The organism is Deinococcus indicus, from assembly GCF_002198095.1.
Classification (GTDB): domain Bacteria; phylum Deinococcota; class Deinococci; order Deinococcales; family Deinococcaceae; genus Deinococcus; species Deinococcus caeni.
Window position 1 is genome coordinate 13048 of the sequence record NZ_NHMK01000007.1, and the last position, 15647, is coordinate 28694.

Sequence of the window (15647 nt, forward strand, 5' to 3'; positions counted from 1 at the left end):
TGCCCGCGTGGCCCCCTGCTGGGGGCCAGAGCTTCTGATCAGATGGCCGCGAGGAGCAGCTGATCCATCCGGGCGCGGACTCGGGGATCCTGTCGCCGGAGGAGTGTACGAGTTTGCTCAGCGCGGGTGTGATCGGGCAGGACCAGCGTGACCATCCGCACGTCCCGCTCGGCGCGGTACTCGACGATCACGAGGGGGCAGCCGTCCACCGCGCCGGGAGTAAGGGTGTCGCCCTGGATGGCGTACACCTGCGCAGGGCGGGTCGGAAGCTGCTCGGTGACGGTCAGGCCGTACCGGAGGCGCAGCGGGGGGCGCTGGGCGGTGCGGACGGCGGGTGCGGGGCACGGGGTGGGCGTGGTCTCCCCCACCGGGTCTGCGGCCGCGACCATCGGCGCAGGCTGGATCTCCGGCACCGGGGCGAGCTGGATGGGGGCCGCAGGCTGAGCCGGTACCTGGGGTGCGACGTCGGCGCTCAGGATGCGCTCCCGGAGTTCGGCGCGTAGGCGGGTGAGGCCTTCCGCGCCGTACGCGCCTTCCGCGCGGGTGGGCTGCACGTGCCGGGCCCTGGCAAGGTCCACGGGCGCGATGACGTCCACGTTCCCGCCGACGTCCGTGACCCGGACGCCCGTGTCGGCACCGCGCAGGTCCCGCACGGTCACGGGGTTGCCCTGGTGCTCGAACGTCAGCCCGGCGTGGATGGGCAGGCCCTCTACCCACACGATCGGCTGCGTGAGGCGGGTCAGGGCGGCCATGGGGTTCGCCGCGGCGCGCAGGGCCTGCACCTGACCGTGCAGGCCGCGCAGGGCGGTCACCAAGCGGTTGATCCCGGCGACGTCCTGCGTACTCGGGCCGTGCTCGCGGCTCCGGGCCGTCCGGTCGCGCTTCTCCAGCAGGCTGAGCGCTTCGAGGTACTCGCGGATGACCGTGAGGTCCGCCAGCAGGCTCGCGGCGTGACTCTCCGCCTGCCGGGCTTCCCGCTTGGCGCGGATGGCGTGGCGGGTGGCGTCCGGGTCGCGGCTGAGCATCACGGCCAGTTCCTCCCCGTCGAAGCCCACGTCGGTGTTCTCGCAGCTGGTGAGGGTGGGGTCGAACACCTGCTGCGCCCAGCCCTTCTTGCCCATCATGTTCTGATATCGGATCACGTCGAAGCTGCCCCGGGCGAAGTACACGTGGTTGCGGATCTCCTTGACCCAGGTGCCCTGTCGGCGGCCGCGTCCGATGCGCTGCACGAACGCCATGTGGTGGTGCGGGTAGTCCAGGTGGTGGAGGTCGGTGGCACCCTGGTAATTGCCGCCCTGTTCGATCACGCTACTGCCGATGACGCAGGTCAGGACGCCACGGCGGAACCGGCGTTCGACCGTGAGGCGTTCACCGCCCTGGTGGGTACTGGCAGTGATGATCTCGATTTCACCGGCGGGGTACCCGGCCGCGATGAGCTGGTCGCGCAGGGCCGTGTACGTCATGCCGCCTTCGCCGCCGGTGTACATGAACACGACGTTCCGGCCGCCCTGTTCGCGCGCAGTGAGGCACGCCTGCACGCACGCCGCGAAGCGGGCATTTGGAGCCTGGACGTTCATCAGCGGGGGATGCAGGGTGAGCTTGCTCAGCCGGGAGAAGATCGAGAAGAGATGCTTCTCACCCTCACTCTCAGCCTCGCTGATGGTGGCCTGCTCCGCGTCGTACTCGTCCTGGACCACCGGGTGCAGGTCGAACAGGTGCTCGACGGTCGCCAGGGGCGGCAGCGGCATGCCCACCCGGTCGTGCATCTGGCAGGTGTCCTCCGTCTCCCGGATGACGTGCTGGCCGATGACGGCGCGCAGCTCGTCCAGGTTCCGGAAGCCCACGACGCACGAGCGGAATTCCACGTCCCCTTCCGGCAGGGTGATCAGGCGGGGCTCGATCACGCAGAAGCGGGCGGTGAAGGCCTGCACGTTCGTGATGCCGTACGCGGGAAGCGCGTCGGTCACGAGGGAGAGCATGTTCCAGATCTCCAGCGGGCTGTTCGTGAACCACGTGGCGCTCAGCGCGACTGTGCAGCCGCCACGTTCACGAACGAAGCGGGCCTTATGGTTGCCGTCCAACGCGCGGTTGCTCTCCCCTCCCCCACCCAGGAATTTGGGGCTGGAGTCCCCGTACACGGCGGGGGCGGCGTACGTGTTCTTCAGGGCGTGCGCCTCATCCCACAGGACCGCGTCGATGCCGAGCGCTTCGAAGGGCACGTCGGTGCTCGTGGCGACCTTCACGCGCCCCAGGTGCCGCTGCGTGAACTTCTCAGCGGCCGCGAGCGCCCGGTGCCCGCCCATCTTCCGGTGCCGCTCGTCGAACGTGGTCGTGGTCGCCAGTGCGCTCATGAGCGTCTCGTCCTCGCGCACGAAGCGCTTGCGGGTCTCTTCGAGCATGGGGATCATCTCGAAGGCCTCGTACGTCATGATCACGAGGTCCGGGGGGCTGGTCAGGAGCGCGGCGATCTTCGCGCGGCGGCGGTCCCCGGTATCTGTCAGGACCCTGGGCTCACCGTCCTCGTCCAGCGCGATGCTCCCGTCCGGCGCGCGGACGGGTTCCCCGCCGATCACGCTGACGCGCAGCCCCGGCAGGGCGGTGGCGGCGTTCATCACCCAGTCCCCCAGTCGGGAGAGCGGCACGACCACCGCGGGCAGGCGGGCGCGGCCGGACTGGAGGAGCAGTTCAGCCAGCATCAGCGCCGTCAGGGTGTTGTGCGTCACGATGAACTGCTCTGTCAGGAACAGGTGGTCGTCTGCATCCACACTAATGCAGGTCGCGGGTTGCGAGCCCAGCGGTTCGACCCGAGTGATGGCGCGCGACGGTGGGTATTTGGTCCGCGGGCGGTAGGCCGTGGCCTTCCGTTTCAGCCAGAACGGGTTAATGCCGACAGGAAGCGCGATGCTCTGGCGGTAGGCCCGCACGACCCCATCAATCCGTTTTTCCCTGATCGGTGCAGTGCCGCCCAGTGACTGAACGATGAACTGGACGTCCTCTGCGAGTTGCAAGCTCGTGGTGCAGAATTCGACGTTGTTGTCAGCCCTGACGTGACCGTCCGTATCCATGAGACCGTGCATCAACTCGATGCGTTCCTGAATGGACGAATACTTGTAACAGTCAGGAATGAACTTCGTCTTGGACGTACGCCCCGCCAACCCGAGCGCTCTCAAGGCGCCTTTCACAGGATTGGCCCGTCCAGGCGCCACGCAGAGACTATAGTCGTACTTCGCGTTTGGCCTTTCGGGCTTTTTCCGGACATGGATACCTACGGGTAAGGTAGCCCGGAGGCGCAGGATGATCTCCTCGTCGGCAGAGCTAAAACCTAATGCCATGTTCGGAAGGGCGCCCCGGGTCTTGCGTGAGTACGTTGTCAAGCATCCATCGCCGAGCAAGGCGCCCAAGACATAGGGGTCGAGGGGTAGACTGGGCTGCTCTGCAAATTCAACCGGCTGAGTCATAGGAATAAAGTGCTTCTTATGGCCTCGGTCACCCTTCCTGTACAGGCCTTCAGCCAGGATTTCTCTCAAGGTCAAGACCCTAAATGAAATGGTACCGTCGCCTTTGCTGGGTGGCCTGACCGACCAGAGATGATCCTCATCACAGATGACGGATGAATCGTCACTGAAATGCACCCGGTACGTTGGGCGAATCCCCTGGGGAAACACCCCCGTAATGATCGTCGGCTTGCCATTTGCTCCAGTGACCTGATCTCCTATTTTCAATTCTTCGATAGGTACGAAGCCGCGCGGCGTGCAGACGCGCATGCCATGGGCCAGCGCTTTGCCAAGCCCGACGCCGAAGTCCAGGATGACGCCGTCCATACGCGCGGCGGCGCGGACGTGCCCGGCCTGGAAGGGATGCGCGAGCGGCCCCTGGTACCGGGGCAACGTCAGGGGGCGCAGGTCGGGCGTGGCGGTCAGCAGCCCGTACCGGTGCTCGTTCAGGGTGAGTTCCACCGTGCCGACGTGCTCACTGCCGAGCAGCCAGGTGCGGAAGTGCGCGGCGAGCTGCCGTTCGAACTGCACCGCGCGGGCCTGATGCGCGTGGCGTTCGGCGGTGATCTGCTCGGGCGTCTTCACGTCCTGGTTCACGACCGGTTCGACCGGCGTGCGGAAGTTCAGGTACGCCTCCAGTTCCCGCACGCGCCCAGGACTGATGGCCTGCCGCTCCTTCAGGGCGAGCTCGTCGTCCAGGGCGTTGCGCAGGCGCAGGGTGACACCGTGTTCACCGCGCGTCGCCTGGATGAGGTTCACGGGCGCACCGTCGGCGTCCCACGAGTTGCGCTTGACGGCCACGCAGGTCCCGAGGTTGGCGTTCACCCAGTCGGCCAGGACGTGCTCGGGGATCAGGGGGTCCCGCGCCTCGAGGGTCATGTCGGTGATGTCCACCCAGAGGGCGCGTTCCCGGCAGGTCTGCGCCTGCTGCAGGAGGGCCTGGCGCTCGGTGCCGGTGTGATCGGCGGCCAGGGTCTCGGCGAGGCGGGCCTTCTCGTGGGCGCGGCCCCGGTAGTACGTGCTGGCCGCCTCCCAGGTGTGACCGGTGAAGGCGTACTGGGCGAGCAGGTGCGCGGCGGCGTCCCCATCCGTGACCTGAGCGTACCGGGCGAGGCTCGTGATGGTGAGCAGGCCGTACGCTTCGAGCTGCTGGGCGACCTCGCCGATCGTGCCGGGCGTGATGGGGGGCTCCCGGTCGGTGAGTTCGGTCAGGAGGGCCGGGACGTCCCCGTTCGCTTCGACGAGCGCGTGCAGCGCAGGCGCGGATTTCGCGGCGCGGCGCAGCAGGGTCAGGTCGTACGCGCCGTGCGTGCTCAGGTGGGTGTCGTGCAGGCGTAGGGCGGTGTCGCGCGCGGCGTGCTGCTGGCCACTGCGGGCCGCCGTGATGGCCTGCGCGACAGTCAGGGCGCTGAGCACGGTGGGGTTGCTCAGGTGCGAGCCGTACTGCCAGCGGCCGCCCTGGAAGCGGTACGTGCCGCACGCACTGGTCTCTCCGTCCGTGATGGGGTGCGCCTGGGGGCGGGCCTGCCGGGCACGGGCTTCGACGTCTGTGCCGAGCAGGGTCTGGATGGCCGCGAGCGCGCCGGGCAGCGTGAGGATGTCGTTCACGCGCGCACTGGCCTGCTTGGTGAGGGTCTCCAGGTCCACGCGCAGCCCACCGGGGTACACGGGGTCGCCGAAGCGGCCGTCCCCGATCTTGGCCTGGTGGCGGGGCGTGCCGAGGGGTTCCCCGGCGTACTGGAGCTTCCACTCGGTCCCGCTGCGGTAGAAGACGCCTTCCCCGTTCACGATCTGGCGGAGGTACCCGCTATGCGTCAGGCGCTGCTCGCGCAGCTGGGCCTGCTCCTCGTGGGTGAGGGCGTTCAGCGCTTCGGTCACGCCGGCATCGTGGCGGCGCAGGACCAGCAGGACGGTGGTGACGCCCGCCCCGGCCGCCCGGAAGGCCCCTTCGGGCACGGCGGACAGCATCAGGGGGTGCGCGAGGTCGATCAGCGCCTCGCGGTGCGGGCGGTCGCTGTCCACGCGGAGCATGCTCTCGGGCACGACGACGGTCATCAGGCCGCCGGGGGTGACGCGGCGCAGGCCTTCGAGGACGAAGTACCAGTGCGCCTGCCGGAGGTCGGGGCGGTGCAATCTCGCCTGGGCGCCGCGTGTGCCGAAGGGCGGGTTCCCGATCACGAGATCGAACGGGGCGTCCTCGCTCTGCGTGGTGTACGTCTCAAAGGAGGCGTTCCAGACGGTCACGTGAGGGTGCAGAGCCTGCGCGACGGCGGCGCTGGTCTCGTCGAGTTCCACGCCGACCACGTCACTGAACTTGGGTGCGCGCGCGAGGAAGGCGCCGCCACCGCAGCTGAATTCGAGGATGCGGCGGGTGCTGCCGAGCGCCTGGCTGAGGTCGTACGCGACCTGCACGAGTTCGCCGGGGGTGTAGAAGGCGCTGGTGCTGGCGCTGTGCTCGCCGAGGCCCCCCTCGCCACTCCAGGCGCGCAGGGCGGCGTGGTCGGCCGGGGTGACGCCGCGGGCGAGGATGTCGCGCACGGTCTGGTTGGCCTTCAGGCGCGCGTCCGTGCTGACCGTGGGCAGCGCTTCGACGCCGTGGGGATCGGCGCTGGGCTTCGGGGCCGCCTGAGGCATGGAGTGCAGGCGGTACGCGTCGAGAGCCGGGTCGGCCGGGGTGAACTGGGGGGCGGGCGCCGTGGTTTTGGGGGCGCGCTTGCCGGTGCGGGCGGGGGTGCCTCCGGCGGTGTCGAACAGGCTGATGGTGGACATGCGCCTGGCGGGGCCCGTGACGCCGTCACGGGCCACTCCTGCCCACGAACGTCAGGATGGGCGCGATGTGTCGGCCTGTCGACTACTTGATCGCCGGAACAACGTTGTTCCACAGCGGCGACAGTCCGAATGGTAGGAGGGAACACCGGTGTTCCCGCACTTCCTAGCCCGCCCTCGGGAGTGCGGAACAACGTTGTTCCCTGACGCCGGTGCGAGATTCGATCTCAGTTCAGCAGGTCGGAAACCTGTTGCAGCAGGGCTTTGAGCTTGTCTTTCTGCTGCGCGGTCAGGTGGTCCAGGCGTTTGGGTGAGGCGAGCCTCAGGACCCGCCGCGTCTCCTCAGCCAGTTCGCTCCGGGTCTGGGTGGGGCGTGGCGTGGCCTGAAGCGCCGCTTCGATGTCACGGACTCCCCACGTGCCGGATTCGATCAGGGGCAACCATTCCGCCTGCTGCTCGGCCGTCGCCCGGCGCAGGAGGCGGACCGCGTTGAACGATGCGCCGCGGCGGATGGCGTCACGCAGGTGTTCGGGAAGATCGAGCAGCGGCAGGTAGTGCTTGGTGAAGCTGAGTCGGGTGAGGTCGCGGCCGAGGATTCGCAGGGCGTCTTCAAGGGCCAGCTCCGCTTCCACGTCCTGTGACCCCCGGGCGACGAGTCGGGCGCGGGCGTCACCTGGGGTGGTGCTCAGCGCCAGGGCGACGAGGTCCAGGGCGACGCTCGCCACCTCGAACGCGTTCAGGTCCTGCCGCTCGAGGTTCTCCTTGAGGTTGTAGAGCCGGGCCTGTTCGTCGGTCGCTTCCCGAATGACCACGGGGACTTCGCCGAGGCCGGCGAGCTGCGCGGCACGCCAGCGGCGCTCACCGGCGATGAGTTCAAGTCCGGCCTTCGTCGTCCGCGCCAGCAGTGGCTGAAGAACGCCGTTGGCGCGGATATCCTGCGCGAGGCTGTCCAGTCCGGCGAAATCGAGGCGTGCCTGGAACGGCGAGGGCGTCAGGTTCACCACGGCGACGTACTGCACGGGCGGGCGGGCCTGCTGAATCTGCTTGATGTCCTGGGCGACGGACTGGGTGCGCTGCATGGCGGCCTGCATGGCGGGTGAGATGGTGCGGCTCATGCGTCGGCCTGACCGATGCGCTGGAGCAGGGTGGTGACCACCTGCTGGATTTCGCGGCGCGCGTCGGACGTGGGTGCGTTCACGCCGATGGGTTCACCTTCGGGTTGGCAGCGGTTGTACACCGCGGGCCGGTAGGTCAGGGGACCCGCGAGGTCGTCTCCGAGGATCTGCTGGAAGACCTCCTGGGTGTCCTTGCTGTGGGCCGTGTTTTCGACCTGGGTGACGAGGTACATCGCGACGCGCAGGCGTGGGTTGGTGCGCGTGTATTCCCGCAGCATCTCCCTCAGGCCTTCGAGGGCCACGAGGCCCTTGTACCGGGCGGGGACGGGCACGATGACCCAGTCGGCAGCGTTGGCGGCGTTGGCCGTGAGTTTCCCGAGGCTGGGGGGTGGGTCGATCAGTACGAAGTCGTAGGTGCCCTGCGCGCGGATCTCCTCGATGGCGGCGCGCAGGCGTCCCTCGGCGTTGGTGAATCCGGGCAGTCGGGCGTCGGTGCGGGCTAGGCTGAGGTGGCTGGGAATCAGGTCCAGGCCGTGGACGTGGTACGGCTCTGGCAGGGGCGCGTAGTCCTCGAGCACGGGCTGGAGGCTGCGGCTGCCGTCGGCGTCGTGAACGCCGAGCCAGGACGTGAGGTTGGCCTGGGGGTCGATGTCGATGAGGAGCACGCGGTACCCGAGCTGGGAGAGTTCGTAGCCGATGTCGCGGATGCTGCTGGTCTTGGCGGCGCCGCCAGCGTGGTTGAATGCCATGAGGACGGTCATGCTGGGTTGTTCCCGCTGGAGGGCGGCGAGGTCCTGCATGGTGACCAGACCGGCAACCGGTTTCCCGTGCCGTTCGAGAACGACGGGCTCGCCCGGGCGCAGCTTCTTGACCTGCTGTCCGAGTTGAGTGTGGGCGGTGCTGATGGGCACGCTTCGGTTCGTTTTTCTGGTCACGCTCTGATATTTGCTCAAAACGCGGTCGAATTGCAACCGTTTTGAACAAAACTCTGCGGCTGGTTCCAGCAGGGGTGGAGAGGGTGGGTTGCGGAACAACGTTGTTCCGCAACCCGACGTTCCGATGTTCCGCACCCAATTTGCCCGTTCGCCCCTCAGAGCCGCCCCTCGGTGCCGGACTGCATCTCACCCCACCGCGGCGCGGGGCGACAGCGCGCCAAGCGCGCCCGGTCCAGCGTCATGACCCGCAGGTCCGACGCGCCCAGCAGCTTCTCGTCCGACGCGCCCCGCTGCCACGACCTGATCTCCCGCGCGCCCCGCTCCACGCCCCGGAAGCCCACGTACGTGCCGTCCACGCTGTCGCAGTGGCAGAAACTCAGGTGTCGGACACGCCGCGCGCTATTCACACGACCCACATGGGTGCGGAGCCCCTGGTCCGCCGCGCGTTCCAGAAGCGCGGCGCCAACCGCCTCCCGCCAGGGGTCACTGCCGCCCAGGAAGGCCACGTCACAGGGCGGCAACTCCAGTTCCTCTGCACCGTCTTGCAGGCAGTACGCGAGGGGGAACCCCAGCTCGGCGAGTTCCGGCGCGGCCGCGTGGAATGCCGCGAGGGTGCTGCGTCCGCAACCGGGGACATCGGGGACCACCACGAACTGGCAGCGGGCGATCAACTCCGGGTCGTGCACGCGCCGCAGGTGCTCGACGAACTCGTCATAGTGGAAGCCGTGCTTGCTCAGGGCGTCGCAGTCCGACGCCCAGGGGCGCTGGGACGTCAGTATGCTGCCCAGTCCACCCACGCGCGGTCCGGTCATCACCTCAATGTCCGGGTGGGCGTCCAGGTCGTGCAAGTCACTGCTCGTGCTCGCGAAATACAACATGCGCGCTGGCGGGGCCGGGCCGCATCGCGGACAGGCCATCACTGACGACCCGCAGAGACAAGGGGCCGCACTTGCGGCCATTTCCTTGAGCTACACGTGCTGGATCACCAGCGGGGTGGGATGGTTCGTGGGGAGCGGCGCTCCAGCAGCGCTGCCGTGACGGCCTGGAGCGCGCGCGCGTGACTGAGCGCACTGGCCGGGTCGATCTGCGGCGTCTCGACCGTGTACCCCATGCCGGGCAGGCTCGGCAGGTACCGCGCGTACGGATTCAGTGTCCGGTCCTGCTCGTCCACGATCGCCTGGAGGTCCAGTGGCGTCAGGGGCGGTGTACCCGGTGGAAGGCTGGCGGCCACGGCCGCCGTGATGAAGCGCCCGGTCCACGCGATCAGGGTGACTGGACCGGCTGACTGCAGAACCTCCAGCACCTGCGGGTACACCTGGGTGAAGGGTGGCTCGCTCGCGAGGTCCAGGGTCGTGAGGCCATGCCGCCGGTACGCACCTCCCTCGATGGGCCCGAGTGGCTGGGCGCGCCAGACGTGCTCGGCACCTGGAGTGATCAGGGCCAGTTCGATGACCTCGCCGGGTAGGCCGGTGGTGAGGACACCCACGAACGCGAGGGGCGCGCCGGGCAACACGCCGTGGGTGTGGAGGGCGTCGGCGTACAGCGTCATGCGCTGGGCGGCCTGGTCTTCGAAGTTCTTCGGGATCTCGATCATGGGGGTCTCCTGGTGGAAGGTCGTTCCATGCAGGACGTGGCCGCACGCGGTTCGCGTGCGGCCTGTGGTGGGATCATCGGTGGAGGAGGCGTGGCTGGTGCGGGCTGGGCCGGTGGGGGAGACTGCGGGGGGCACGGTGCGGGGCGCTCTCGCGGCGGAGTCGGGTGGGGTGCATGACCCTGACCTGGCCTCCGCCAGGAGGCCACGCCTAGAGAGGCGGCAGGCCGAGCAGATCGCGCAGGTTCAGGTTCAGTTTCGGGACGGCCTCGTCGTACGTCTCCCGGGCGAGTCGCTCGGCTTCCTCCATGCTGGTCGCTTCGCCCGTGGCAGTGCCGTTGTGGAAGACCGCGCCCCGGCGGACGAGACCGCGCAGGGTGCGGCGGTGCAGGGCGCGCTCCACGCGCTCACCCTGGATAGCCACCCGGTACGCGTCGGCCCGTTCCGTGTCCTGCACGGTGGTCAGGACTTCCAGCCCGAGTTTCTCCACCTCGGCGGCGGTGCTGGGGACCATCCAGACGCGCTGCGCGGGGTACATGGCGCGCAAGGCGTCGACGATCGCCTCGCCGATCGGCCAGCGGTACGCGGCACACACGGGTCCATCCTTGCTGGTCATCACCTTGATCATGCTCAATGAAGAGCAACACGCCCCCCACCGTGTCAAGTGGGGGACGTGGGAGCGGGGTTCAGACCCGGTTCAGGAGCGGGCCATCAGGGGCCAGCTGCCGTAATCCTGCGTGACGCCGAGGAGGGGGGTGAGGCGTGCGGCGTGCTGCACTTCCAGCTGCGCCGGCCAGAGGGCGAGGGAGTCCAGTTCCACGTCCTGGTGCTGCTCAGCGTGCAGCACGTCAGCCAGGGCCAGCACCCCGGCGCGGCCGAGCACGTCGCAGAAGTCCCCCTCCGCGAGGGCGGGGATCTGCCGCACGCGAGGCGCGCCCACCCGGAACGCGAGGTCCTGGATCCGGGCGCGCATGCCCGCTCCGCTCTTGTCTGGGTCGGCATAGACCCACACCTCGCGGTCCAGGCCGTCGAGAAAGGGCGTGGTGTCGGTGCCGGGCAGGCCCTGCACGTCGAAGTCCAACCCCAACTCCCGGATGACTCGCCAGGCCGCGGCCGCGTTCAGTTCACCCTCGATGACCAGGAGGCGGCTGGCCTGTCCGTACTGTGGGTTGCACCAGGCGGGCGTCCCGTGGCCGGGCACCATGACGGAGTACTTGCTGCGCGCGGCGCCGTGCACACGACGCTTGAAGTTCACGACGCGCCCAGTCGGTCCCCGGACGGCGAAGACCAGGTCGTTCCCCAGGGCGGCGACGTCGAGTTCACTGGGGGGCCACAGGCCCCGCCGGGCGAGGTCCTTCGCGGCCGGGTGGTCCTCGTGCAGGGGGGTGAGCCGCCGGCGGAGTGCCTCGGCGTCCCGGTGCGTGACCGCGCGGAGGTCGGCCAGTGCCTCCTGCGCGAGTGCGAGGACGTCCACGGGGGGTTTCTCGGTCGCGGTGCTGGGCGTGAAGCCCTGATCGGGCGTGCCCGTGAAGCGGAGGAGTTCCGCCCGGGCGTCCGGGCCGCTGAAGCCGAGGCTGATCAGGAAGGTGTAGGCGGTACCGCTCCCGGCGTTGCGCCCGCGCTTCTTCCACATCCACGTTCCGGCGCGGTTGCGCCAGACGCTGAAGCTGGGGTCGGCTTCCTGCATGCCGGGGCGGGGATCATGGATGGTGCCGCCCTTGGTGCCGAGGCCCCGGGCGGCCGGTGCGCCGCAGTGCGTGGCAATCAGGGCGCGCAGGTCGCAGGCGTTGGTGGCTGTGGTGAGACTCATACGCCTCCCGTGGCCCAGCCCCCTGGCTGGGCCACTCCTGCCGGGTTCAGCGGAGCAGGGTGCGCAGGAATGTCAGGACGTGTGTGGTGAGCTGAGCCGGATCGCTCATCAGCACGCAGGGGCCGAACGCGCGCTCGTACGCGGCGGCCACGTCCGGCTGCACGTCGAGCAGGATCGGCACGACGAGGCCATCATGCCGCGCGCGTAGCTGGGCGCACTGGGTGTAATCACGCTCCATGAGGGCGCCGTCGCTGAGGATCACGGTGATACTCCGGCCGGGCAGGACGGGTGACCACAGACCCTGGAGTGCGGGGGCGAGGCGGGTGTTGCCGTACGCCTGCAGGTCCGCCACGGCATTCAGGGCGGCGGTGGGCAGCGTGCCCGTCTGAATGAGCGGCTGCGCATCATCGGCGAACGCTGTGGCCAGGATGGGCGTGCCGCTCTGCTGCGCGGCCAGCGTCAGGATGAACGCCATGCGCCGGGCGTGCGCGAGTCGATCCTGGTAATTCATGCTGCTGCTCACGTCGATCGCGAGCCGCAGGTGCGCCGGACCGGGACGCTTCACGCCGACCTTCAGGTCGAAGGGGCGCTCGCTGCCCGTTTCGTGCCGGTCGTACCGGTAGCGGCCGCGGTCGCGGCTGGGTTGCGTCCGGTCCGGCAGGGCCGGGGGGCACAGGGCTGCGGCGAGGCGGCGGGCCTCACCCTGCACCTGGGCCTGGAGGTGCTCGGCGCGGGGCGTCACCTGCGGATCCACCTCCGGTTTGATCGGGCGGGGCTCCGCACCGTGCAACTGGCCGGGCCCGTCTCCAGCGGCACTCCCCTGGAGGGATGGACCGGGTGTCTGCGGCAGCAGGGCCTGCCCACCTCCATCGAGGAAGAAACGGAACTCCTCGCGTTCGGGCGCCTGCTCGGGGAGATTCAGGATCTGCAGGATGCGCCGGGCGGCGTCGACGACCGCGTCGTACGTGGGGGCGACCCAGGCCTCCTCCACGATCGCCTTCACCTCGGGCCACAGGCCTGCGTCCGCCTGATCGGGCGTGAACGACCACGTGGGATGGTGGGCAGTGAAGCGGTGCAGGAGGCAACCACGCAGGACGTCCCCGCCCAGGCCGCCCTGCTCGATGGCGTGCGCGGCATCCACGTCGGCCGCCAGCTGGAACAGCGCCGTGAGGTGCGGGAAGTCCACGGCCGTGAGGCGCTCCATGCGTTCGTCCTCGAGCATGTTCACGAGCTGGCCGTGCAGCCCCGCGGGGAGTAGACCGGAGTGGTGCGTGTGCCCCGCCTCGTGCGCGATGAGGGATTCGAGGTAGGTCTGCTGGAACTCGTGCAGGTCCGCCGGTAGGCCACGCACGTGGCGGGCGAGGTGCAGGGGCGGGTACGGGTACTCGGGGTTGCACACGACGACGTGATTGACCATGTCGACGTAGGCGGACGGTTCGCTGGGGGTGAGGGTGAGGCGGTAGGTGGGCCGCCAGGAGTAGTACCGCCAGGCGTCCCACGCCCACTTCTGAATGCAGGGGGTCAGCCACCATTTCTGCTGGGTCATGCGTGCGAAGTGGCCCCCAGCGTCTGGGGGCCAGAACTCCCCACATGAAGAAAGCCCCCCGGAGGGGGCCACCGCCTCACGCGGCCTTGTGAAGCAGGCCCTTGCGGAGTTGCTCTTCCAGGCGGGCCTTCAGGGCATTCACGGCCGCCGGGTCGGGCAGGCCCTCGTCGGTCAACTCGCAGCAGAACGGCGTGACGGTGACGAGCAGCGCCTCGCGCAAGGCGTTGGTCTCGGAGAGGCCCGCCTGGACGAGGTCCTGCACTTCCGCGAGGAAGTTCAGAGTGACGCCGGTGTTCATGGGCCGGGCGAGCAGCTGCCCCTGGTCGACCGTCATGCTGCGCGTGGCCACTTCCAGGGCGTACGCGACGCGCGCCGTCCCAGGTGTGGCCGCCTTCGCGTAGACCGGCATGATGACCGCCTCGGCAGGGTACGAGACGAACATGACACGCTGGAAGCGCCGCAGGAGGGCGGGGTCGAGCTCGCCGCTCTGCGTGTACGAGCTGCCGGCGTTCGTGGTGCACAGGACGCTGAGTAGGCGCGTCGGGGCGTACAGGACTTCACCGGCGCCGGGGAGATCCAGGGTGTAGTACCGCCCGTCGGGCACGTCGACGCCCAGCGTGGCTTTGAGTTCCGTGGCGCTGACGTCGTCGAGCAGGCCGATCAGGGCGTTGCGGTGGTACGCGTCCAGGCGGAGCAGCTCGTCGATCAGGAGGGTGGTGCGTGTGCCCTGCTGCGCGAGGCGCATGGCCCGGGCGAGCGGGCCGTCCACCCAGCGGGCGCCCTGCAGGGTGGGGGAGATGAACCCGATCATGTCGCGGTCCTCCAGACCGGGGCGGCCCTTGAGGGACACGATCGTCGAACCGGTGGACAGGGCGACGCGCTTGCCGAGTTCGGTCTTCCCGCAGCCGGTGGGGCCGACGAGCAGGGCGCGGATGCCGTACGCGGCCCGCCGGGTGAGGCGGCCTTCCTCGCTGAGATCCGCACCGGGCTCGCCGGGCTGGCGGGGGGACTGCCCGAGGAGGACCGGGGAATGCGTCCACGCGGCGGGGGCGGAGAGGGGCCCGGTGATCCAGGAGCAGGTATCCGCGTAGAGCTTCCCAGTGTAGTACAGGGTGTCCAGGACGCGCTGGAGATCATCCTTGAATTCAGCGGTGTGGCTGAGGGTGACGAGGTGGTCCTCGGTGGTGGGGAGGGTGACCGCGTGTCGCTCGATGGTGTGCAGGAGGGCACCCCACCGTTCGGCGAGTTCGGTGTGCTTGGCTGCGAGCTGGGCTTCGGCGATCAGGAGGATGTACGGGCGCACGGTCTGCCCGGCATTCACCCACGTCGCCTGGGCGGGGTGGGAGGCCATGAGGACGGGCTGGCCTTCCTTGTCGATGGTCTGGACGGTGAGGCGGTTGGGGATGCGTTCAGCCTCCACGCGGCCCAGCAGGACCTGGGCGACTGCTTCAGCCGCAGCCCACGGGATGATGCGCATCCGGTTGGACGTGTCGAGCTGGCTGTGCAGATGCTGTGGGATCTGCACGCGGCCGCCCTTCCCGAGTCCAGGGAACTTCGCCGTCTTGAAGGAGAACACGCTGCTGGTGCTGATGGTCATGCTCGTCTCGTGGCCCACCCGCGGTGGGCCAGCGCTCAGTCCTGCAGTGCACTGAGCGGTTGATTGCAGGTCAGGCACGCCACGTTCAGGCCTGGTTTCCCCCACACCTGGACCTGGCACGTCTGGCACTGGTACTTCACCCGAGTGGGTCGCCTGGGCTGCACCGGGATCGGTTGGATGGACGCGCGGACGGGTGAGGGGGGTGCCGTCAGGGTGAACCACTCCACGCCCGGCACGGCGGTGGACTCTGGTTCCAGGTCAACCGTGGGGGCCTCCACGTGCAGTGCAGCTGCTGGCAGCAGCCGGTCGTACCACGTGACCACGAAACTGGTCGCCAGGAGCGCCCGGCACGCCGTGAGAAACGGGCCTTCCATGATGTAGTCCGACATGGACTCCCCGGTGGTGCGCCCGCCCGGCGCGCCCGTCGTGGAGGGATGCAGGCCCAGTTCGATCATGCGGGTGGCCCACTGCCGGTTGTGATACCCCCGGCGGCCCGGCTGCCCGTGTTCGAACTGCCAGAGGTGAACCATCTCGTGCACGAGGGTACCGAGGGTCGCTTCCAGTGGCTGCACCGCGAAGTACGCCGGGTTCAGGGCGATCTCGTGCACTTCCGCGCCACTGGCGGAGACGAACCGCCGTGGACTGAAGTACCCCGACGTCTTGTGCTTGCGTTGCAGGGTAATCAGTGCCGCGGGGAGTGTCCCCGCGAACAGGGCGGCATTGAAGTGATCGAACGCAGTCTGAAGTTCCGCGTAGGCCTGCGGGGTGGGATTGGATTGCACAATCCACACCC

10 protein-coding genes are annotated in these 15647 nt (G+C 69.0%); all 10 read right to left on the bottom strand.

Annotated elements, in window-relative coordinates; all coding sequences use genetic code 11:
* Positions 1-38: 38 nt before the first annotated feature.
* The 10 genes from CBQ26_RS01905 to CBQ26_RS01950 all read right to left on the bottom strand — a co-directional run bounded on the left by CBQ26_RS01905 (position 39) and on the right by CBQ26_RS01950 (position 15636).
* A complete protein-coding gene (locus tag CBQ26_RS01905) occupies positions 39-6263 on the bottom strand; it encodes an LAGLIDADG family homing endonuclease (protein WP_143341929.1) in 6225 nt (2074 codons plus the stop codon).
* A 224-nt stretch (positions 6264-6487) separates the two neighbouring features.
* Positions 6488-7375, bottom strand: a complete 888-nt coding sequence (locus CBQ26_RS01910; protein WP_088246925.1) for a ParB/RepB/Spo0J family partition protein — start codon at positions 7373-7375, stop codon at positions 6488-6490.
* Positions 7372-8310, bottom strand: coding sequence for an AAA family ATPase (locus CBQ26_RS01915; RefSeq protein ID WP_143341931.1), 939 nt, complete (start codon positions 8308-8310; stop codon positions 7372-7374). The genes CBQ26_RS01910 and CBQ26_RS01915 overlap by 4 nt, the downstream gene beginning before the upstream one ends.
* A 155-nt stretch (positions 8311-8465) precedes the next feature.
* On the bottom strand, positions 8466-9158 hold the full coding sequence (locus CBQ26_RS01920) for a hypothetical protein (RefSeq protein ID WP_172417875.1): 693 nt from the start codon (positions 9156-9158) through the stop codon (positions 8466-8468).
* A 134-nt stretch (positions 9159-9292) separates the two neighbouring features.
* A complete protein-coding gene (locus CBQ26_RS01925) occupies positions 9293-9904 on the bottom strand; it encodes a 3'-5' exonuclease family protein (protein ID WP_088246928.1) in 612 nt (203 codons plus the stop codon).
* Positions 9905-10112: 208 nt separating this feature from the next.
* Positions 10113-10517, bottom strand: a complete 405-nt coding sequence (locus CBQ26_RS01930; protein WP_143341933.1) for a hypothetical protein — start codon at positions 10515-10517, stop codon at positions 10113-10115.
* Between the two features lie 81 nt (positions 10518-10598).
* Positions 10599-11711 (bottom strand): hypothetical protein, encoded by a 1113-nt coding sequence (locus tag CBQ26_RS22370; protein WP_088246930.1) that lies wholly within the window; start codon positions 11709-11711, stop codon positions 10599-10601.
* 46 nt (positions 11712-11757) lie between these two features.
* Positions 11758-13257: a vWA domain-containing protein gene (locus CBQ26_RS01940; RefSeq protein ID WP_244897974.1), complete on the bottom strand. Its 1500-nt coding sequence runs from the start codon at positions 13255-13257 to the stop codon at positions 11758-11760.
* Between the two features lie 76 nt (positions 13258-13333).
* Positions 13334-14854 (bottom strand): AAA family ATPase, encoded by a 1521-nt coding sequence (locus tag CBQ26_RS01945; protein WP_143341934.1) that lies wholly within the window; start codon positions 14852-14854, stop codon positions 13334-13336.
* A gap of 35 nt (positions 14855-14889) precedes the next feature.
* On the bottom strand, positions 14890-15636 hold the full coding sequence (locus tag CBQ26_RS01950) for a SprT-like domain-containing protein (protein WP_216360334.1): 747 nt from the start codon (positions 15634-15636) through the stop codon (positions 14890-14892).
* Positions 15637-15647: the final 11 nt, after the last annotated feature.

What these genes read in the sequence shown, in the direction of transcription:
- CBQ26_RS01905 (WP_143341929.1), bottom strand. Translation starts at nt 6,263, where the DNA reads ATGTCCACCATCAGCCTGTTCGACACCGCCGGAGGCACCCCCGCCCGC.
- CBQ26_RS01910 (WP_088246925.1), bottom strand. Translation starts at nt 7,375, where the DNA reads ATGAGCCGCACCATCTCACCCGCCATGCAGGCCGCCATGCAGCGCACC.
- CBQ26_RS01925 (WP_088246928.1), bottom strand. Translation starts at nt 9,904, where the DNA reads ATGATCGAGATCCCGAAGAACTTCGAAGACCAGGCCGCCCAGCGCATG.
- CBQ26_RS01930 (WP_143341933.1), bottom strand. Translation starts at nt 10,517, where the DNA reads ATGACCAGCAAGGATGGACCCGTGTGTGCCGCGTACCGCTGGCCGATC.
- CBQ26_RS22370 (WP_088246930.1), bottom strand. Translation starts at nt 11,711, where the DNA reads ATGAGTCTCACCACAGCCACCAACGCCTGCGACCTGCGCGCCCTGATT.
- CBQ26_RS01940 (WP_244897974.1), bottom strand. Translation starts at nt 13,257, where the DNA reads ATGACCCAGCAGAAATGGTGGCTGACCCCCTGCATTCAGAAGTGGGCG.
- CBQ26_RS01945 (WP_143341934.1), bottom strand. Translation starts at nt 14,854, where the DNA reads ATGACCATCAGCACCAGCAGCGTGTTCTCCTTCAAGACGGCGAAGTTC.